We start from the raw sequence: 16,822 nt of genomic DNA, 5'->3' as shown, positions 1-16,822 counted from the left end.
CGCGCGGGCGGACTTCGGGTTCGCCGAAAGCCCTAAAAGAACTGGAGGCTTAGCGATTCTGACCGACCGAGCCTAACTTCCCCGTCTCCGGCAGGTTAGTGCCAGTCGCAGGACGAAAAGTCCGCATATAGGGGTCGCCTGGGGGCTTGCCTTTTGGGGAGCTTTCGACGAAGCCATGGAACAAGCTTCGAAGCGAGCTTTGAATTGAGCTTTCAGCCGAGCTTTGACGCGAGCTTTTGGCTGAGCTTTGCAGCGAGCGATGTGAGAAGCAATGCGCTGAGCTTTGAGACGAGCGATGCACGAAGCGATGAAGCGAGCTCTGAAGTGAGCTCTGAAGTGAGCGATGGAGGATGCTCTGAAGTGAGCTTTCGAGTTTGCTTTCTAAGGCACTTTCCGGCGAACTTTGAGACGAGCTTTCCGGCGAGCTTTGAAGGGAGCACTCGAGGGCATTTTAGATTCCATATTGAGGATTGGAGATTGGCGAAAGGCGAAAAGCGGGTGGTGAGTTACGCCAAAGGAGGCGTCGCCGGCTTGCGTTTGAAGCGTACCTCGAACAACGTGTAGAGGTTCGGCACGAAGAATAGGGTCAGGGCGGTTGAAACGCTCAGGCCGCCGATGACCGCTATCGCCAGCGGCGCTTGCGTTGATTCGCCGCCGAGCCCAAGAGCCATCGGGACCATGCCGAGCACGGTCGCCAGGGACGTCATTAGAATCGGCTTCAGCCGGGTCCGACCGGCTTTGACCACCGCTTCGTGCAGTTCCATGCCCCCGGCCCGTAGCCGGTTGGTGTAGTCAACGAGCAGTATGCCGTTCGAGACCACGACGCCGACCATGACGATGATGCCCTGAAAGGAAGTCACGGACAGAGTCGTGTTGGTGAGAAAAAGGGCCCAGAGGACTCCGACCATTCCCAGTGGGACCGTGAACATGATGATGAACGGGTCAACCAGCGATTGGAACTGCGAGGACATGACCACGTAGACAAGCAGGATGGCGAGCGCGAAGGCGAGGAGCAGGCCGCGGAATGTCTTGCCCTGCTGCTCGACGTTGCCGCTCTGAGTGATGCTGAACCCGGCCGGCAAGTCGAGCTTGCTCGTCTTCCGCCCGATATCGGCGGCCACGCTGCCGAGGTCGCGGCCGGTAACGTTGGCGGTGACATCGACGAGTCGCTGCTGGTTCTTCCGGTCGATCTGGACCGGGGAGGCGGCACGGGTGATGGTGGCTATGTTGCCGAGCAGCACGGTTTGCCCGCCGCTGGTGGCAAGGACAATATCCTGCAGGTCTTCGGGGCTGGAACGGAAGCGCTGGTCCAGCCGGACCAGGACGTTCGAGGCGGTGCCGGTAACGGTGTCGGTGAAGGTCGAGGCGACCGCGCCGGTGATGCAGGCGCTGACCGCGTTGGCAACGTCGCCCGCGCTGATGCCGAGCGCCCCGGCTTTGTCCCGGTCGATATTCACCCTGAGTTCCGGTAGATTGTCTTCGCGGCTGACCTGGACGTCCGTTGCTCCCGGCGTGGAGCGGACGATGCCGGCAACCTGGGCGGCAAGGCGTGAACCGGCGGCAAGGTCGAAGCCCTGTATCTGGATGTCGATCGGCGCCGAGGAGCCGAAGTTGAGCAGGAATTTCAAGAACCCGCCGGCGGAGACGGTCGCAGTCGTGCCGGGGATGCGTAGCAGCAAAGGCCGTACCGCGTTGACTATCTGAAATACCGAACGGTGCCTCCGGTTGGTCGGGACCAGCGTAACCTGGATTGTCCCGGCATGAGTCCCCGCGCTTCTCCCGCCGCCGCCGCCCGGCGGGACTCCGACGTCGGTAATCATGGCCTGTATCTCGGGCACGTTCTTCTGGAGTACCTGTTCCATCTGGGCCGCGATGCGGCTGGTCTCTTCGACCCGCGTTCCGACCGGGAGGCGGAGCGACACGGTGAACTGGCTTTCGTCCTGGTCCGGGAAGAACTCGCTGCCGATGAACTTGAAGAGCGGAGCGGAGATGAGCGCGAGCCCGGTTATGCTCAGGATGACGAGTCGCCGCCGCGCCAGGGTCCAGCGCAGGGCCTTCTCGTACCCGGCGTCGAGTCGCTCGACCGCATCGTGAAAGAAGACACGGAGTTTCTCGCCCAGTCCTGTCGCGGTTCGGTCGAGCGGCCTTTCCGGCTCCAGCCATTGATAGCACATCAGCGGGGTTACGGTGCGCGACACGAAGTAGGAACCGAACAGGGCCACGGCGATGGTGATGGTCAACGGGACGAACATCATTTTCGCGACCCCGGTGAGGAATATCACCGGCAGGAAAACGATGACCGTGGCCAGGGTGGAGACCAGAATCGGGGACGCCACTTCCTGCGCCGCTTCGAGCGTCGCCGCCATCTTGTCAGCCCCGACCCCCAACCCCTGACCCCTGGCCCCCATCGCATAGTGGCGGGAGCTGACCTCGAGGGCGACGATGGAATCGTCGACCAGCCGTCCGACCGCGAGCGCCAGTCCGCCGAAGGTCATGATGTTCAGCGTCACGCCCCCGAACCGGAAGTAGATGAAGGTAACGAGGATCGAGAGCGGTATGGCGATCGTGGTGATAACCGTACCCCGGAAGCTGCGGATGAATACGATGATGACGAGCATCGCCAGGATAGCGCCGAGCAGGGCCTCACGCGCGAGGCCCGATGTGGTCTGGCGTATGTAGAGCGATTGGTCCGAGGATATCGAGAGCTGCACGGTCGGCGGCACGCCGGCAAGATGCGGCAGGGCCTGCCGGACGCGGTCGACGACGTTGACAGTGTTGGCGTTGGCGAGTTTCTGCACGGGCAGGGTCAGGCCCGGCTTGCCGTTGATACGGACGATTTCAGTCTGCTCCTGGTAGCTGTCTTCGACGGTGCCGATCGCGCTGATGGGTATGGGCACGCCCGCCACGGTCTTGACCACGATGTCTTGCATCGGTTGGACCACGTTGAACCGGCTTTCGGTCTTGAGCGCGAAGTCGTAGGGCCCGGACTTCAGGTCGCCCGACGGCAGGATGAGATTGGAGTTGGCGATGGCCGTGAGCACGCTCTGAACCGGGACCTTGAGCGCTAGGAGCCGGTCACGGTCCAGGGTGACGTGGATTTCGCGGATGAGGCCGCCGGACACGGGCGCCTGGGCCACGCCGGGCAGGTGCTCAATCTGGGGCTCGATGACATTGGCAGCCAGGTCGTAGAGTTCGCGCTGGTCCATGTCGCCGAACACCACGATATTGCAGACCGGCCGGCTGGTGACGTCGAACCGCTGGACGATCGGCTGCTGCACGCCGGTGGGCATGTTGCGCAACGCGCGGTTGACTCGCTGGATGATGTCGACCATGGCCACGTCGGTATTTGCGCCCCAGTTGAAGTAGACCTGTACCCTTGATGTGCCTTCACGGGTCGAGGACTGGACGTAGTCCGCATTGTTCACCGAGCTCACCGCCCGCTCGATGGGCGCGGTCACGGTCTGTTCCATGTCCAGAGGACTCGCGCCGGGATAGTTCGTCGAGACGCTGACCGTGGGGATGGTGATGTTCGGCAGCAGGTCGATGGGCAACTGGGCCAGGGAAACGAACCCCAGCACGGTGATGGTGACCGCGATGAGAAATGTCGTTACCGGGTAGCGGAGAGCGATGCGCGTGAACCACATAGTCTAGGAGAGGATTCGAGGATTCAAGGGTTCGAGCGGTCTAGTGCCGGACACTGGAATCCCGGATTCCTCTGTTCCTTGACCCCGTTCGTATCATCGACCGCCGGGCTGGACCGTGACCGGCGAAGCGTCCTTCACGTACTGCTGCCCGGTGGTAATCAGGCTCTCGCCGCCGGCAAGTCCGGAGACGATCTCGGTCCGCGCACCCTGCTCGATTCCCGTGCGCACCGCCACCCGCCGTGCGGTGTCACCCTTCACCACGTAGACGAACGTGTCGCCGGCGACGCTGAGCACAGCGGCCGCCGGCACCGTTACGGCGTCGGGATGTTGGAACAAGAAGAGGCTGGCGGTTGCGTACATTCCGGGCTTAAGCCGATGCTTCGGGTTCGCCACGAAGACCTCAGCCCGCATGGTCCGCGTCGCCGGGTCAACGGCATCGCTGGTTCGGCCCACACGGCCCACGAACGTATCCTGAGGCAGGGCATCGGCCACCACCATGACCCGCGATCCGATTGTCACCAGTGGTACGTCCTTCTCCTCGACGTTAATCACAACCTTGACGCTGTCAAAGTCCGCGAGCGTAAACAGCATGGTCCCGGCGGTCACCACGGCCCCGGGGTCGAGCTGGCGCACGGTGACTGTGCCCGCAAACGGCGCGGTGACATTGGCATACCCGAGCCGAACCTGCGCGGTCCGGAAATTCGTCTCCGCGACCTTCTCCGCCGCCTCGGCGTTGTCGAAATCCTGCGGCGACACCAGGCTGTCGGCCCGCAACTGGCCGGCCCGTTCATAGGTGGCACGGGCCGTGGCGAACGTCGCCTCGGCCTGCCTTGCCGCCAGCGCCAGTTCGATCGTGTCAATCAGCGCCAGGGACTGGCCTGCCTGCACCTCGTCCCCGATGTTCGCGCTCACCCGTTCCAGACTGCCGCCGACCTTGGCAACGATGGTCGCGGCCTGCATCGCGACCACGTCGCCGGTTGACTGAAGCGTGTACGTAATCGTGTCCCGCGACGGTATCTCCACCCGCACAATCGACGTGCCCTGGCGCCGCCCATGGCGGGCCGAGCCACGGGTGACAATCCGCACGACGGCAATACCGATGAGTACCAGGACGACGATGCCGACCGCCGTATGGGATTTCTTGATCTTCATGACTCTCTGGTCAGTGATTATAGCGACTAAGTTTGTCGGGTGGTATAAAGATACTATTAAGACACAAGCCGGTTGCTTTCCCTGCGGCGGGGCGCCCGCGGCGGATGTTCCCGGCCCGCCGGAGCACTTGATGGCAGTGCCGGGCGAGCTACATCACTGACCGCGTGCTTCTGCCCCCATGCCCTCGCTCCGGCCATAGCTTGACTGAGACGCAGCCTCCTTTAGTATTGTAACATGCGGCCATAGCTCAGGGGTAGAGCTCCGGCTTCCCAAGCCGGTTACACGGGTTCGATTCCCGTTGGCCGCTCTTCTGGAACCTAGGCCAAGTTCGAATGACGAAGCTTGAAACCCGATTGAAGCTCGAATGTAGGCAAATGCCGAATTCGGGCGTTCGGATTTCGCCCGTTATTGGCCATAGCGGCCACTATCGGCCGGCACTTCCTGCATTCGTCACTCGTACTTCGTCCTTAGGACTTCTCTCTTAGCCATGCCCTGGTATGCTTTCATCCATCCGGTCATCGCCATCGGCACGATTGTGCTGGGGCTGATGACTGCCCAGACCAGCCTGTCCAAGGTGAGCGACTGGGACTTCCCGATGCGCCGCCAGCGCAGCCGGTCGATCGCCTTCCTGCTGCTCTGCATCGCCAACTTCGTCATCGGCCTGCTTGCCAACATGGCCCTCAAGAACATCCATCGGGGCATCACCCTTTCCGGCCACAAGCTGGTGTCCATCATCTTGCTGGTCGCCGCGTTCGTTGCCGCGCTACTGACCTTCACGCGCAGCGAGCCGGGCCAGACGCCGCCCCACATGCGCTGGCACGGTACGCTTCTGGCTGCGTCAGTCGCCCTGATGCTTACCATGGCGTTCCTCATCGGGCTGAAACTGATTTCCCACTCCTGACCGCACCCGTTCGCCCGTCCCCGCCCCTTGCCGACCGCCGCCGCGCCCTGCTCATCAGCGCAACCCTGCTCCGTACCTATCCGGCAATGGACGCACCGGTGAAGCTGATGCCGCGAAAAGACCCGTTCCGCATTCTCGTCTCCGCGGTTCTCTCCACCCGCACGCAGGACCCTGTTACCGCCGCGGCCTCGGCTCGCCTGTTCCGGCGCGCTCCGGACGCGCGCGCGCTTTCCCGCCTGCACCCGGCCGCCATCGAGAAACTCATCTACCCGGTCGGGTTCTACCGTACCAAGGCCGGGCTGCTGCCGAAACTGGCGCGGATGCTGGTCGCACGCCCGGACGGCAAAGTTCCCCGGACCCTGGCGGAACTGCTCGAACTTCCCGGGGTCGGCCGCAAGGTCGCGAACATCGTTCTCAGTCAGGGTTACGGACTGCCCGCAATCGCGGTCGACACCCACGTCCAGCGCATCTCGAACCGGCTTGACCTGGTGCGAACCGCACGGCCCGTCGACACCGAACGCGGGTTGATGGAGACTCTGCCCCGCCATATCTGGAAGGATTGGAACCATCTGCTGGTGGCACTAGGGCAGACCATTTGCCGGCCGCGGATGCCGCTCTGCTCAATCTGCCCGCTCACCCGGCTCTGTCCGAAGCGCGGGGTAGCGCAGACAGGACAGACGAAGGTGGAAGCGAGAAGCTAGAGCGCAGAACAGCTTCCGGCACTTCTGAAATCTAGTTTCCAGGCTCTGGCTTCTGACTTCGCCTGTCGTTTCTTCCGGCCCTTTGGCTCGACTTCAACCTCGGGCCCAGGCAGGACCTGAGTATCACGCGGTACGCCGGACGATAGGCGCGGGCATAAGTGCGCGAATGGTGGAGTGCCGGATAGCCTGATTCCGCGGCCACCGCTGCCAGGCGTTCGAGTGCCGCTGCCTGCCGGGGCAGGCGACCGCGACACCACCTGACTGCAGCCGCCAGCCTGCGACGCATCCGCTCCGGGTCACCCTTCACCCGCCGCGCGCTCTCGACCAACGCCTCCGCCAGCCAGCCGATGTCCGTGCCGCCCGTTCCGTGCCTGCCTCGTTCATCCCTCATCCTTCCGCCTCTTGCGAGCAGCGGCCTCAAATTCACACGCACGACCTTTCCCTCGGGTTCCAACGGCTCAAACCGCGGCTCGGGCATTCGACATTCGTCATTCGGACTTCGGACTTGCAGCGCGGCGACCTCCTCCCGCAGCGACCTTCTGGCTGCGCCCGCACTGCTGATGATGTGCCCCGGTCCGAACACTCCCTGATGGGCGAGCTTGTAGATATCCTGGGCCCGCAGCAGCGGGTAACGCCGGCGATGTCGGTCAAGGACGGCGGACCATGATGAGAGGCGCAAGAAGTCAGCGGCCGGGGACCGGGGGTGAGTAATCAGGCCTGCGGCCGAGGCCCGACAAGGTCAACAAGCTCGAATCCCAACCCCATTGCGGCGCCCAGCTTGAACCCGATGAACGCCTGCCCGAAAACCGTTCCCGCGTGAATGTCGTAGCGCGACCGGATGAGGAACAGCACCATCATCAAACCGTACCCGGCCGCCAGGATCAGCCCCATGACGGTGAACCGGCCGATCTTGAGGCGCCTGCCCAGCGCCTTCTGCGCGTAGGCCCCGGCCATGAGCGCGAATCCTACCGGCAGGGCGTAGACGGCCGCGGACGCGAGCGTGTAGGGCCGGATGGGCGGCATCATTGCGACCTGAATCAGGTAGAGCAGCACTATCATCAGGATGCCGAGGCCGGCCCCGCGCATCTGCACGACCGCGTACATCAGCGAGCCGGCCAGGCCGACGATGAGAAAAGGCAGCAGCGGGCGCGGCATATGGAAGAACCGGTGGTGGAATGTGAGGTATCCGACGATGAGAACCGCAGCCATTCCGGCTGCCACGTAGGCAAGCGTGAAAAGACTCTCGCGGGTCGCCTTGGTCACGGGGAGATTGTGCGACTGTCGGAACGGAAGTCAAGGACGGCAGGGGGAGCAACCGCGCAGGCGAAGTCAGAAGCCAGATGCTAGAAGCTAGATGGCAGAAGTGCTGGTCCGGCTCTGCGTTCCAGCTTCGTTCGCATCCTAGTCTTCTGCCTTGGAGTCCTTACCCCTTTTCGCCAGTATTTCCTCCACCACCGAGAACGGCACCGCCTCGTAGTGCTCGAAGTGCATCGTGAAGACGGCCCGGCCCTGGCTCTGGTTGCGCAGATCGGTCGCGTACCCGAACATCGTCGCCAGCGGCACCAGCGCCTTGATGACCTTGGCGTTGCCCTGCTGGTCCATGCCCGAAATCAGGCCGCGCCGGTTGCAGAGCGAGCCCATGATGGGGCCGGCCGAATCCTCGGGCGTCACCACGTTGACGCTCATCACCGGTTCGAGCAACTGCGGGCTGCACTGCATGAACGCCTTGCGGAACGCGCGCCCGGCGCAGGTCTTGAACGCCAGGTCGTTGGAGTCCACCTCGTGGTACGACCCGTCGAGCAGGGAGACGCGGATGTCCACGACCGGGAACCCGGCATACACGCCCTTCTTCATCGCGTCGACCACGCCGCGTTCGACCGCCGGGATGTACTCCTTCGGCACGCGGCCGCTCACCACCTTGTTGACGAACTCGAACCCTTCGCCGGCCTTGAGCGGTTCCAGCCGCATCACCACGTGCGCGTACTGGCCGCGGCCGCCGGTCTGCTTCACGTACTTCTCATTGATGTCGGTGTGGCCGGTGACCGTCTCGCGGTAGGCGACCTGCGGGGCTCCGGTCTTGGCCACGACCCCGAACTCGCGGCGCAGCCGGTCAACGATAATCTCCAGGTGCAGCTCGCCCATGCCGGAAATCACGGTCTCCTCGGTCTCCGGGTCTGCGGTAACAATGAAGGTCGGGTCCTCCTCGGCCAGTCGCGCGAGGCCGTGCGAGAGCTTCTCGCGGTCGTTCCGGTCGGCGATGGACACGGCGATCGAGAGGACCGGCGCCGGGAACTCAATCGCCTGCAATACTATCGGTGCCTCGCGGACGCAGACCGTGTCGCCGGTGACGGTATCGGACAGCCCGACCACGGCGCCGATTTCTCCCGAATAGAGCGCTTCCACCTGCTCCTGTCGGTTCGCGTGCATCCGCAGCAGCCGCCCGACCCGCTGGTCCTTCTCCTGGGTCGAGTTGTAGACGTAGCTGCCTGCCTTCAGTGTGCCCGAATAAACCCTGACATAAACCAGCTTGCCCACGTGCTTGTCCGCAACAACCTTGAACGCGAGCGCGGCCAGCCGCCCGTCGTCCCAGGGAACCCGCTCCACCTCCTCGCCGCCCGGGTGCGTGCCGATGGTCGGGAGCAGATCGACCGGGCTCGGCAGGTAGGAGACGACCGCGTCGAGCAGGCGCTGAATGCCCTTGTTCTTGAACGCGCTGCCGCAGATGACCGGGCAAATCTTGTGGGACAGGGTCGCGGCGCGGATGGCGGCGGACAGCTCCCGGTTGCCGATCGGCTCATCGCGCAGGAACTTCTCGAGCAGCTTGTCGTCGACCTCGGCCACCTTCTCCAGCAGGTTCTGCTTCCACTTCCGGGCGACGTCGCGCATCGCGTCGGGAATCGGCTCGTCGCGCCACGTCATCCCCTGGTCCGTCTCGTCGTAATAGACCGCGACGTCGTCAACCAGGTCGATGATGCCCGCGAAGTTCTCCTCGGCGCCGATGGGAATCGTCACCGGCACCGCATTGGCCCCGAGTTCCTTCTGTATCTGCTCGACCACGCTGTAGAAATCCGCGCCGGCCCGGTCCATCTTGTTCACGAAGGCGATGCGCGGCACCGCATACTTCTCGGCCTGGCGCCAGACCGTCTCCGACTGCGGCTCGACCCCGCCGACCGCGCAGAAGAGCCCGATGACCCCGTCGAGCACTCGGAGGCTCCGCTCCACCTCGACCGTGAAATCCACGTGGCCGGGCGTGTCGATCAGGTTAATCATGTGGTCGTTCCAGACCGTGGTCGTGGCCGCGCTGGTGATGGTGATGCCGCGCTCCCGCTCCTGCTCCATCCAGTCGAGCTGGGCCTCGCCGTCGTGCACCTCGCCCAGCTTGTGCGACTTACCGGTGTAGAACAGGATGCGCTCGGAAACCGTGGTCTTGCCCGCGTCGATGTGGGCCATGATTCCGATGTTGCGGACCTTCTCGATTGGAAACTCTCGTGCCATGTTGACCACCATTGTAGCCGGGGGCGGAGGAATGTCCAGCAACGCTTGACGCCATCAGCCGCGTCGAACAGCCGACCCGCCCGCCCGCGTCGCGCCTTCAGCCGGCACGCCAGTCGCAGTTTGGGCGACCCAGATGCCCCTTGGATAGTTTCCTTAAGTAACAAGGACAAAGTGGTAAGGACAAAGCAAGAGGTAAGTAACAAGCCGGAAGCGGCCAGACCTGGGAACTTGGGCCTTTCCCGATTGCTTTGCCCTTCGTCCTTGTCACTTTGTCCTTTGCTGCACTGATCCCGTTCGCTGGACAGAGCGCGGCGTGTCTCCTACACTTTAGGGTTATGGGTCGCATCCTCTGCATTGACTACGGCGAGCGGCATACCGGCGTTGCGGTGTCGGATCCGACCCGCACCATCGCCCGGGCCCTGCCGACCATCCACCACGCGAGCGAGAACGAGCTGCTCGCGGCGCTCAAGCGCCTCGTCGCCGAACAGGAAGCGGACGAGATTGTCGTCGGTCTCCCGGTGGCTCAGTCCGGCAAGCCCAGCCGCAGGTCGGAACAGGTGCGGAGCTTCGCCGGGCAATTGAAGAAGGCAACCGGCCTGGCGGTGACCACCTTCGACGAGCGCTTCTCAACGGCGCGGGCGATTGAGGTGCTTGAGGAAACCCGTGGACGCAGAGACCTCACGCCCGGCCGGCGCGCCGCCACGGGCAAGGACAAAAAGCGCCGGGAAGCGGTGGACAGGATTGCGGCAACGATCATCCTGGAGGACTTTCTTGCGGAGAACTCCAAAGGATAAAGTCGTAAGGACAAAGCAAGTGGAAAGTACCAAGGCTAAAACCGGCCGGGACTCCTTACTTTGTCCTTTCCCAATTGCTTTGTCCTTTGTCCTTATCACTTTGTCCTTTGCCCTGCTGGGTTCGCTCGCCTGTGCCACGCACGGCCCGAAAACGAACGGCCGCGGCGTCGAGGTAACCGTCCCGCTGGGCATCAGCATCGGCGCGCTTGCGGACACGCTGGCCGCGAAGCAGGTCATCGCTTCCAAACCGCTGTTCTTCCTCTACGCCTGGTTTCACAACTACGGCAGCCGCATCCGGCCCAACCACTACCGGTTTGCGGTCGGCACCGGCGAACGCCGTGCGCTCAGGCTGCTCTCCGGCGAGCTGCCCGCCGACGTCTCAGTCACGATTCCCGAAGGCTACACCATGCCCCAGGTTGCCGAGGCAATGGCGGAACGCGGCATCTGCCGGGCGGATAGCTTCCTTGCGGCCTGCGCCGACACGAACCTGCTCCGGGACCTCGGCGTTGATGGTGCGACGGCCGAAGGCTGCCTGTTTCCCGAGACCTACGACTTCCAGACCGGTTCACCGCCATCCGAAGTCGTGCGCCGCCTGGTCCGCCAGTTCCTCTCCGTCTTCTCCGAACTCTCGAACTCGCCAATCGCCATTCGCCAATCGCCACTCGCCGTCTCGGATGTTGTCATTCTCGCTTCAATTGTCGAGCGCGAAGCCGAGGTTCCGGACGAATTCCCGCGCATCGCCGGCGTCTTCCTCAACCGGCTGGGCCGGAACATGCCGCTACAATCCTGCGCCACGGTCGAGTACCTGCTGCCCGAGCGCAAAGGCCGGCTCTCGGTTGAAGACACGAAGCTCGATTCGCCCTACAACACCTACCTCCACAAGGGCCTGCCGCCCGGGCCGATCTGCAGTCCCGGCCGTCGCGCCCTCAAGGCCGTGCTCAACCCGGAACGGAACGACTACCTCTTCTTCGTCGCCCGCGGCGACGGCACCCACATCTTCTCCCGCACGGCCTCCGAGCACGCCGCTGCCTGCCGCACCGTCGACGCCGGGAACTAACCCGCAGCCGGACCGCTGAACCACGTACGCCGATGGCGCGGATTCATGATTCGGATGGACCGGAATTCAGGAATCAGGGACTGGAACCGGGCCAACGACAGACGAAGAACGCGGGATCGGGCTCACCTACTGAGACCATTGCTTCCAGAGTGCCCGCACGGCCGCCAGAAACCGCAGCGCCTTCTTGGTTGACCAGCAATCCGGTGTCGTACCAAACAACGGCGTGATGCCGTTGAGACACTTGAATGGAGCCATGTCGGCCTGGACCAGCCAGTCGTGGGATTCGGCGACCGTGTCTCCGTAGGTGGGGCCGAACTTGCCTTCCGGCACGTTGCCCAGCAGGCACTCAATGAAGTACGACGACGCGTCGTTGATGTTGAGCGCGCCCACTTCCAGAAGCTGCCACCGGATGTTCTTGAAAACCCTGACGGTAGGCTTGAACCAGCCGTGGGTCGCCTTCTGCTTCGCGGTGACACCCTCGGCGTGCTGCTTCGGGTAATCCACTACCCAGCGTTTGCTCTCGAACTCATAGTAGATCATGCCTTCGGCGTAGTCATCCCCGTTGCGCGGTGCGGCGGGATAGCGGCGGTAGGCCAGGGCGGGGATCACGGCGGTCGGCGGGAACGAGGTCATCACCATGATCGCATTTCCCTTCGACTCGACCTCGAACTCGCCGTAGTAAGCGGTGAATGCCTTGCGCACATCCTTACGTAATTCGCGAAGCGGGTAGGTGGCGGGCCTGATCTTGTAGGCGGCCTTCTGTTCGCTGCTCAGATTGGTCCGGAATGTGGAATTGAGCTGCACCACCAGGTCAACGTCGCTGTCTCCGCTGATGTTCGTGTCATTGTTGTACGACCCCCGGAGATACGGCTCCAACCAGACATCATCCGGCCACTGGTCGAAGGCGTCAAGCGCGGCCCGCACCGATGCGCAAGCCTTCAACGCCGTCGCGACCGGTCCCTGGTGGGACCACGCCTCAAGCTGGATCTCAGGAATCGCCATCTACTTTCCCTGCCGCCCGCTGCTTTCGTCCCCTCGGTCCCGTTCCCTTCTGAAGTCAATTGCCTTCACGGCGATGCGCCTGTGCTCGCCGGGCTCGAATGGGGCATGGCCCGGGACGGGTAGATGACGCGCGAGGGAGCGTGGTTCACTTCCCGGCGTTCCGGATTGTCGGACATGGCATGCGGCTCGACGCCCTCGGGTAACAGCGCCGGTCTGATTTTCTGCACCAGCCCGGATTCCTTCGCCTGGATTGCGGACATCGAGGTCGCGCGGCAGCGAGGCCGTGGTCCGGCCCGAGACCCTGCCCGGGAAGCGGACGCAGATTTCCCTGCTCATGTTCACAGCGCAGATTTCGCGTGGACAGGGGAACTTGTCCGCGTCGTGTGGACGGGGAATAGAGGCTCACTTGCCGACGGCCGGGCACACACCCTCATACCGGCTCCGGCCCTGCTCTCGACCGGGGCGCGACCAGCATGTCTCACATCATACATATCGTTGCCTTTCGGCTAAGTGCCCTCTTAACGAAGTCGATTCTAGAACCTCCCAGACGTCGAGTCGAGTCCCCGCCTGAGCCCCCGGAACCGATGTTGAAGCCACGAAAGCAGAGAAACTCGAAATCCGTGCTGTCCGACAGGGGCCGCCGGGGCCAACTCCGATTGAAGCTCGAAAGCTCCAATGTCGGATTCACGGCGCTGTCCCGCAAGCAGTTAAGTCTCAGCTATCGGTTGACCAGCACCGCGCGGGTAACAAGCCTGCCGCCCGGACTGCGAAGCTCCACGAAATAGGTCCCGCGCGCCAGCCGGGTGCCGCTGGCGTCCTTGCCGTCCCAGACGACCGAGAAGGAACCGCGGTCCAGCCGCGAATGCGCCAGGGTCCGCACCGCTCTCCCGGCCTTGTCGAACACCCGCAGCACCGCCCGGCCGCCCTCCGCTATCTGCCAGCGGACCGTCGTGCTGCGGCTGAACACGTTCGGCACCACCGAAAGCCGGACGCCGTCCGCCGGCTCGCGTGATTCCTGCACGCCCGTCAACTGATAGATGGCCGGACTGACGAACGACGTAATCACGTCGGTCTGGACCATGACCGGCTCGAAGTACGCGCCCGCGTGATAGCCCGGCGCCGTGATGGTCACCGAATAATCATCGGGCTCAAGCCCCTCAATCCGGTACTCGCCCCACGTGCCGGTATAGGCCTGGCCGCTTCCCTTGGAGCCGGTGGCGGTAACCAGCGCGCCGCTCAGCTCGGTCTGGGAGATACCGTCATACACGAAGCCGGCCATGCCGCCGCCGTGGCTCGGGGCCAGTGCGAAACCGATGCTCTCGGTAACCTGGCCCGGTACGACCAGGACGCTCTCCGGATAGACCTTCGGGTGGTAGCCGTACGCGCAGGCTCGCACCAGGTACTTGCCATGGCGCAGCTCTTGGATCAGGTAGTAGCCCATGGAATCCGACGTGGCCCAGCCCTGCCCGCCCGGACCCCAGGCGAACAGCGTGGCGCTGGCAATCGGAGCCCCGGTCACCGAATCGGTCACCGTACCCGAGATTCCGCCGGTCTGGCCGTCCTCCGGTTCGAGCGCGAAGTCCACGTGTTGCGTCACCTGCCCCGTGTGGACCTCGACCGTCTCCGGGGCTGATGTCTTGAACCCCCGCGCTCCGGCCACGACCTCGTAGATTCCGGGTGCCAGCTCGCCGATGTAGTAGTAGCCGTGTTGACAGGTGTTCCCTTGCCCATGGCTGGGGCCATGCGCCACAACCAGCGCGCCGAATATCGGGTCGCCGGTCACGGAGTTCGTCACCTGCCCGGAAATCCCGCCGGTCTCGGCGCTGTCGGGCGCGAGCGCGAAGTTGATCTGCTCGGTGACCTGGCCGCCGATGACCTCCACCGACTCCGGATACACCTTGGACTTGTACCCCTGAGCCTGAGCGCAGACCGAGTACTTGCCCGCGGGCAGGTTCGATATCAGGTATCCGCCGTGCTGGCAGGTATGCTCCTGCCCGCTGCCGTGCGGCCCGGTCGCGGTCACCAGCGCCCCGGCGATGGCGTCGCCGGTCAAGGAATCGGACACGAAGCCCGCGATGCCGCCGTGCCCGCCGCCGGTCGGGACCAGGGCGAAATCGATGTCCGGCGTATTCTGTCCCCCGACCACGACGACCGACTCCGGGTACGTGGCCGGCTCATACCCGGTCGCGGAAGCGCTGACCTGGTACTTACCCGGCGGCAGGCTCGCAATCTGATACCCGCCGCAGGCATACGAATGGGTTTCGCCGCTTCCGTCCGGGCCGCAGGCGACCAGCAGGGCGCCGTCAATCCCGCTCCCGGTCTGGGCGTCGGTCACCTTGCCCGAGATTGTGCCGTGCGAAGTATCGAGCGGCACCAGCGCGAAATCGATGCTGTCGGTAACGTGTCCCTGAACGACGACGACCGACTCGGGGTACACCTCGCACTGAAACCCGGTGGCCGAGGCAGTGACCTGGTAGGTGCCGGCCTGAATCGGGATGAGATAATAGCCGTTGGAATCGGTGCATGCGCCGCCGTGGCCGGTGCACACCGCCGCGCCCGCAATCGGGTGCCCGTTGTGGGCGTTGGCGACAATACCGGAGATACCGGTAGTGTCCGCTGCGTGCAGGCCGGCGACCAGCGCCAGGCCTGCGAGAAGCACGAACATTCTCTTCATTACCACCTCCGATGGCGAAATCCGCTGGGACCCGGGCACGCTTGCCCTTGCCTCCGTACAAGCGGAGGCTCGACTCATATTCTCAGCCTCGCCCCGCGCTTGTCAATGCCTGCGTTCCGCCCGGAATCCGGCGCTGTTCCACGCGGGTCCGCGCAGTTCCTCCCGCTGCAGTTCGGGAAGCCGTTCGCGGCGTTGACTCCCGGCTTCCGGACTATGGCCCGACTCGCCCCGCGGCCATCGCCAACGTCAAGGCATTGGCTCTGCTTGCTCTCGCCGACCGAATCGAACACGGTGAGGAGGTCCCGGTGCAAACCGGGGCAGTCGCCGGCACGTCCTGCTTTCGGGCTCGGTCAGAGCTTAACTGACAGACGCGGCCAGCAGAGAGCCCGCCGGCCGCCCTTGGAAAAAGGGCGGAAAATGGGGACTGTACCGCGCTGACAAGCGCCGGGGACACATCCGCGACGCGTCCCTCGCGTCGCTCCGTGGACGTGTCCACCTTTTGGACTGTCCCCATTCTCAGGAGACAAGACGAAGTCAGAAGTCAGATGCTAGATGTCAGAAGCAAGAGGTTAGGAGAAAGGAGGTGAAGTATCATGCAGTTCATAGTACAGGCGTTCGTGTTTCTGCTCCAGACGGCGCTAGGTTGCGCGGGCGTAGACCCGAAGCTCACTCCCGTCCAGAGTACGCCGCAGGGTGCAACGTCGCTGGGTACCACGGCAGTCGTGCAGAGCGGGGTGGCGGCCTTGACCATCTCGCGCGGCAGCGGTGAGACCATGCACACGTGCTTCACCGGTTACTGGACCCATGCCGGCAGCTGGCGAAAGCCGGTAAGGAACGAAGCCGCACCTTCGGGCGCGGCCCTGTATTGTGCAGCCCAGTGGACACCCCCGACACCGTGGGTCGTATCGTAACCGAGTTGAGGTCGGCGACCCCGGGTGCTGCCGGGGAACTCGGCAGCCTGGCGGTGCTTAGTTGTTCAGACAAGGACCGGTTTCTCATCGCATGTCGCACCGCGGACCCGTCGGCTGTTGACACTAAGGAGCAGGCGGGATTCGAGCTGCTGGAAGCGATGACGGATTACTTCTGCCGGATCGCCCACGCGCGGGTCCGGGCTCTGGGGCACCAGTCAGTCATCACCCGGCACAGGAGCCACACTCGTTCGGCAGCGGAGCGGGCCTGAGTTACGCTCGGCTCTTGTTCTACACGGCTACAGTCACGACATTGTGGTTGCGCGAGTCGCGCTAGCTGCCGACTGATGTCGTGGAGTGCCCCCGGTAGCATGGACACCAAGGTAAGTGGGTGTAGCATGAGACCGGAGGTAATGAATGAGTCTGGAGAAGAGACCGCGAAAGAGCTATACGCGTGAGTACAAACTCAACGCAGTACGACTGACGATTGGTGG

14 protein-coding genes and 1 tRNA gene are annotated in these 16,822 nt (G+C 63.8%); 7 read left to right on the top strand and 8 right to left on the bottom strand.

The annotated features are described in order from the left end of the window. Nucleotides 1-506 precede the first annotated feature (506 nt). Complete coding sequence (locus tag VMH22_12635) at nt 507-3,644, bottom strand: efflux RND transporter permease subunit (protein ID HTW92538.1); 3,138 nt, start codon at nt 3,642-3,644, stop codon at nt 507-509. Between the two features lie 93 nt (nt 3,645-3,737). Beyond that, a complete protein-coding gene (locus tag VMH22_12630) occupies nt 3,738-4,796 on the bottom strand; it encodes an efflux RND transporter periplasmic adaptor subunit (GenBank protein ID HTW92537.1) in 1,059 nt (352 codons plus the stop codon). 236 nt (nt 4,797-5,032) lie between these two features. Between VMH22_12630 and VMH22_12625 the strand changes: the two genes are divergently transcribed. From VMH22_12625 to nth, 3 genes are all read left to right on the top strand, one after another. Further along, nucleotides 5,033-5,103 (top strand) — tRNA-Gly (locus VMH22_12625). A gap of 180 nt (nt 5,104-5,283) precedes the next feature. Continuing rightward, a complete protein-coding gene (locus VMH22_12620; protein ID HTW92536.1) occupies nt 5,284-5,697 on the top strand; it encodes a hypothetical protein in 414 nt (137 codons plus the stop codon). Between the two features lie 107 nt (nt 5,698-5,804). Further along, nucleotides 5,805-6,398, top strand: coding sequence for an endonuclease III (gene nth, locus VMH22_12615; protein HTW92535.1), 594 nt, complete (start codon nt 5,805-5,807; stop codon nt 6,396-6,398). A gap of 31 nt (nt 6,399-6,429) precedes the next feature. Here the strand turns inward: nth and VMH22_12610 are convergent, their stop codons facing one another. The 3 genes from VMH22_12610 to fusA form a co-directional block, all read right to left on the bottom strand. Then, nucleotides 6,430-7,077, bottom strand: coding sequence for a hypothetical protein (locus VMH22_12610; GenBank protein HTW92534.1), 648 nt, complete (start codon nt 7,075-7,077; stop codon nt 6,430-6,432). 32 nt (nt 7,078-7,109) lie between these two features. Further along, the gene (locus VMH22_12605) at nt 7,110-7,661 is read right to left on the bottom strand and encodes a hypothetical protein (GenBank protein HTW92533.1); all 552 of its coding nucleotides are present in this window, start codon (nt 7,659-7,661) and stop codon (nt 7,110-7,112) included. A 138-nt stretch (nt 7,662-7,799) separates the two neighbouring features. Then, nucleotides 7,800-9,893, bottom strand: coding sequence for an elongation factor G (gene fusA / locus VMH22_12600; GenBank protein ID HTW92532.1), 2,094 nt, complete (start codon nt 9,891-9,893; stop codon nt 7,800-7,802). A gap of 335 nt (nt 9,894-10,228) precedes the next feature. On the opposite strand from fusA, the gene ruvX reads away from it, so the two are divergent. Both ruvX and mltG read left to right on the top strand, forming a co-directional pair. Further along, nucleotides 10,229-10,687, top strand: coding sequence for a Holliday junction resolvase RuvX (gene ruvX / locus VMH22_12595; protein ID HTW92531.1), 459 nt, complete (start codon nt 10,229-10,231; stop codon nt 10,685-10,687). 79 nt (nt 10,688-10,766) lie between these two features. Beyond that, a complete protein-coding gene (mltG, locus tag VMH22_12590) occupies nt 10,767-11,744 on the top strand; it encodes an endolytic transglycosylase MltG (GenBank protein ID HTW92530.1) in 978 nt (325 codons plus the stop codon). A gap of 126 nt (nt 11,745-11,870) precedes the next feature. Here mltG and VMH22_12585 read toward each other — a convergent pair whose 3' ends face one another. The 3 genes from VMH22_12585 to VMH22_12575 all read right to left on the bottom strand — a co-directional run bounded on the left by VMH22_12585 (nt 11,871) and on the right by VMH22_12575 (nt 15,420). After that, the gene (locus VMH22_12585) at nt 11,871-12,746 is read right to left on the bottom strand and encodes a nucleotidyltransferase (protein HTW92529.1); all 876 of its coding nucleotides are present in this window, start codon (nt 12,744-12,746) and stop codon (nt 11,871-11,873) included. Between the two features lie 65 nt (nt 12,747-12,811). Then, nucleotides 12,812-12,973, bottom strand: coding sequence for a hypothetical protein (locus VMH22_12580; GenBank protein ID HTW92528.1), 162 nt, complete (start codon nt 12,971-12,973; stop codon nt 12,812-12,814). A gap of 491 nt (nt 12,974-13,464) precedes the next feature. Continuing rightward, nucleotides 13,465-15,420 (bottom strand): carboxypeptidase regulatory-like domain-containing protein, encoded by a 1,956-nt coding sequence (locus tag VMH22_12575; GenBank protein HTW92527.1) that lies wholly within the window; start codon nt 15,418-15,420, stop codon nt 13,465-13,467. A gap of 593 nt (nt 15,421-16,013) precedes the next feature. On the opposite strand from VMH22_12575, the gene VMH22_12570 reads away from it, so the two are divergent. After that, nucleotides 16,014-16,331, top strand: a complete 318-nt coding sequence (locus tag VMH22_12570; protein ID HTW92526.1) for a hypothetical protein — start codon at nt 16,014-16,016, stop codon at nt 16,329-16,331. Beyond that, nucleotides 16,316-16,600 (top strand): hypothetical protein, encoded by a 285-nt coding sequence (locus VMH22_12565; GenBank protein ID HTW92525.1) that lies wholly within the window; start codon nt 16,316-16,318, stop codon nt 16,598-16,600. Before VMH22_12570 ends, VMH22_12565 begins: the two co-directional genes overlap by 16 nt. The last annotated feature ends 222 nt before the right edge of the window (nt 16,601-16,822 follow it).

Source organism: bacterium (assembly GCA_035505375.1).
Taxonomy (GTDB): Bacteria; Hydrothermota; Tepidihabitantia; order Tepidihabitantales; family Tepidihabitantaceae; genus UBA2258.
Note: the sequence above shows the minus strand (reverse complement) of the source record. Positions and strands in the feature narration are given on the sequence as shown.

What these genes read in the sequence shown, in the direction of transcription:
- VMH22_12575 (HTW92527.1), bottom strand. Translation starts at nt 15,420, where the DNA reads ATGAAGAGAATGTTCGTGCTTCTCGCAGGCCTGGCGCTGGTCGCCGGC.
- ruvX (HTW92531.1), top strand. Translation starts at nt 10,229, where the DNA reads ATGGGTCGCATCCTCTGCATTGACTACGGCGAGCGGCATACCGGCGTT.
- VMH22_12630 (HTW92537.1), bottom strand. Translation starts at nt 4,796, where the DNA reads ATGAAGATCAAGAAATCCCATACGGCGGTCGGCATCGTCGTCCTGGTA.
- fusA (HTW92532.1), bottom strand. Translation starts at nt 9,893, where the DNA reads ATGGCACGAGAGTTTCCAATCGAGAAGGTCCGCAACATCGGAATCATG.
- nth (HTW92535.1), top strand. Translation starts at nt 5,805, where the DNA reads ATGCCGCGAAAAGACCCGTTCCGCATTCTCGTCTCCGCGGTTCTCTCC.
- VMH22_12585 (HTW92529.1), bottom strand. Translation starts at nt 12,746, where the DNA reads ATGGCGATTCCTGAGATCCAGCTTGAGGCGTGGTCCCACCAGGGACCG.
- VMH22_12570 (HTW92526.1), top strand. Translation starts at nt 16,014, where the DNA reads ATGCAGTTCATAGTACAGGCGTTCGTGTTTCTGCTCCAGACGGCGCTA.
- VMH22_12620 (HTW92536.1), top strand. Translation starts at nt 5,284, where the DNA reads ATGCCCTGGTATGCTTTCATCCATCCGGTCATCGCCATCGGCACGATT.
- VMH22_12635 (HTW92538.1), bottom strand. Translation starts at nt 3,644, where the DNA reads ATGTGGTTCACGCGCATCGCTCTCCGCTACCCGGTAACGACATTTCTC.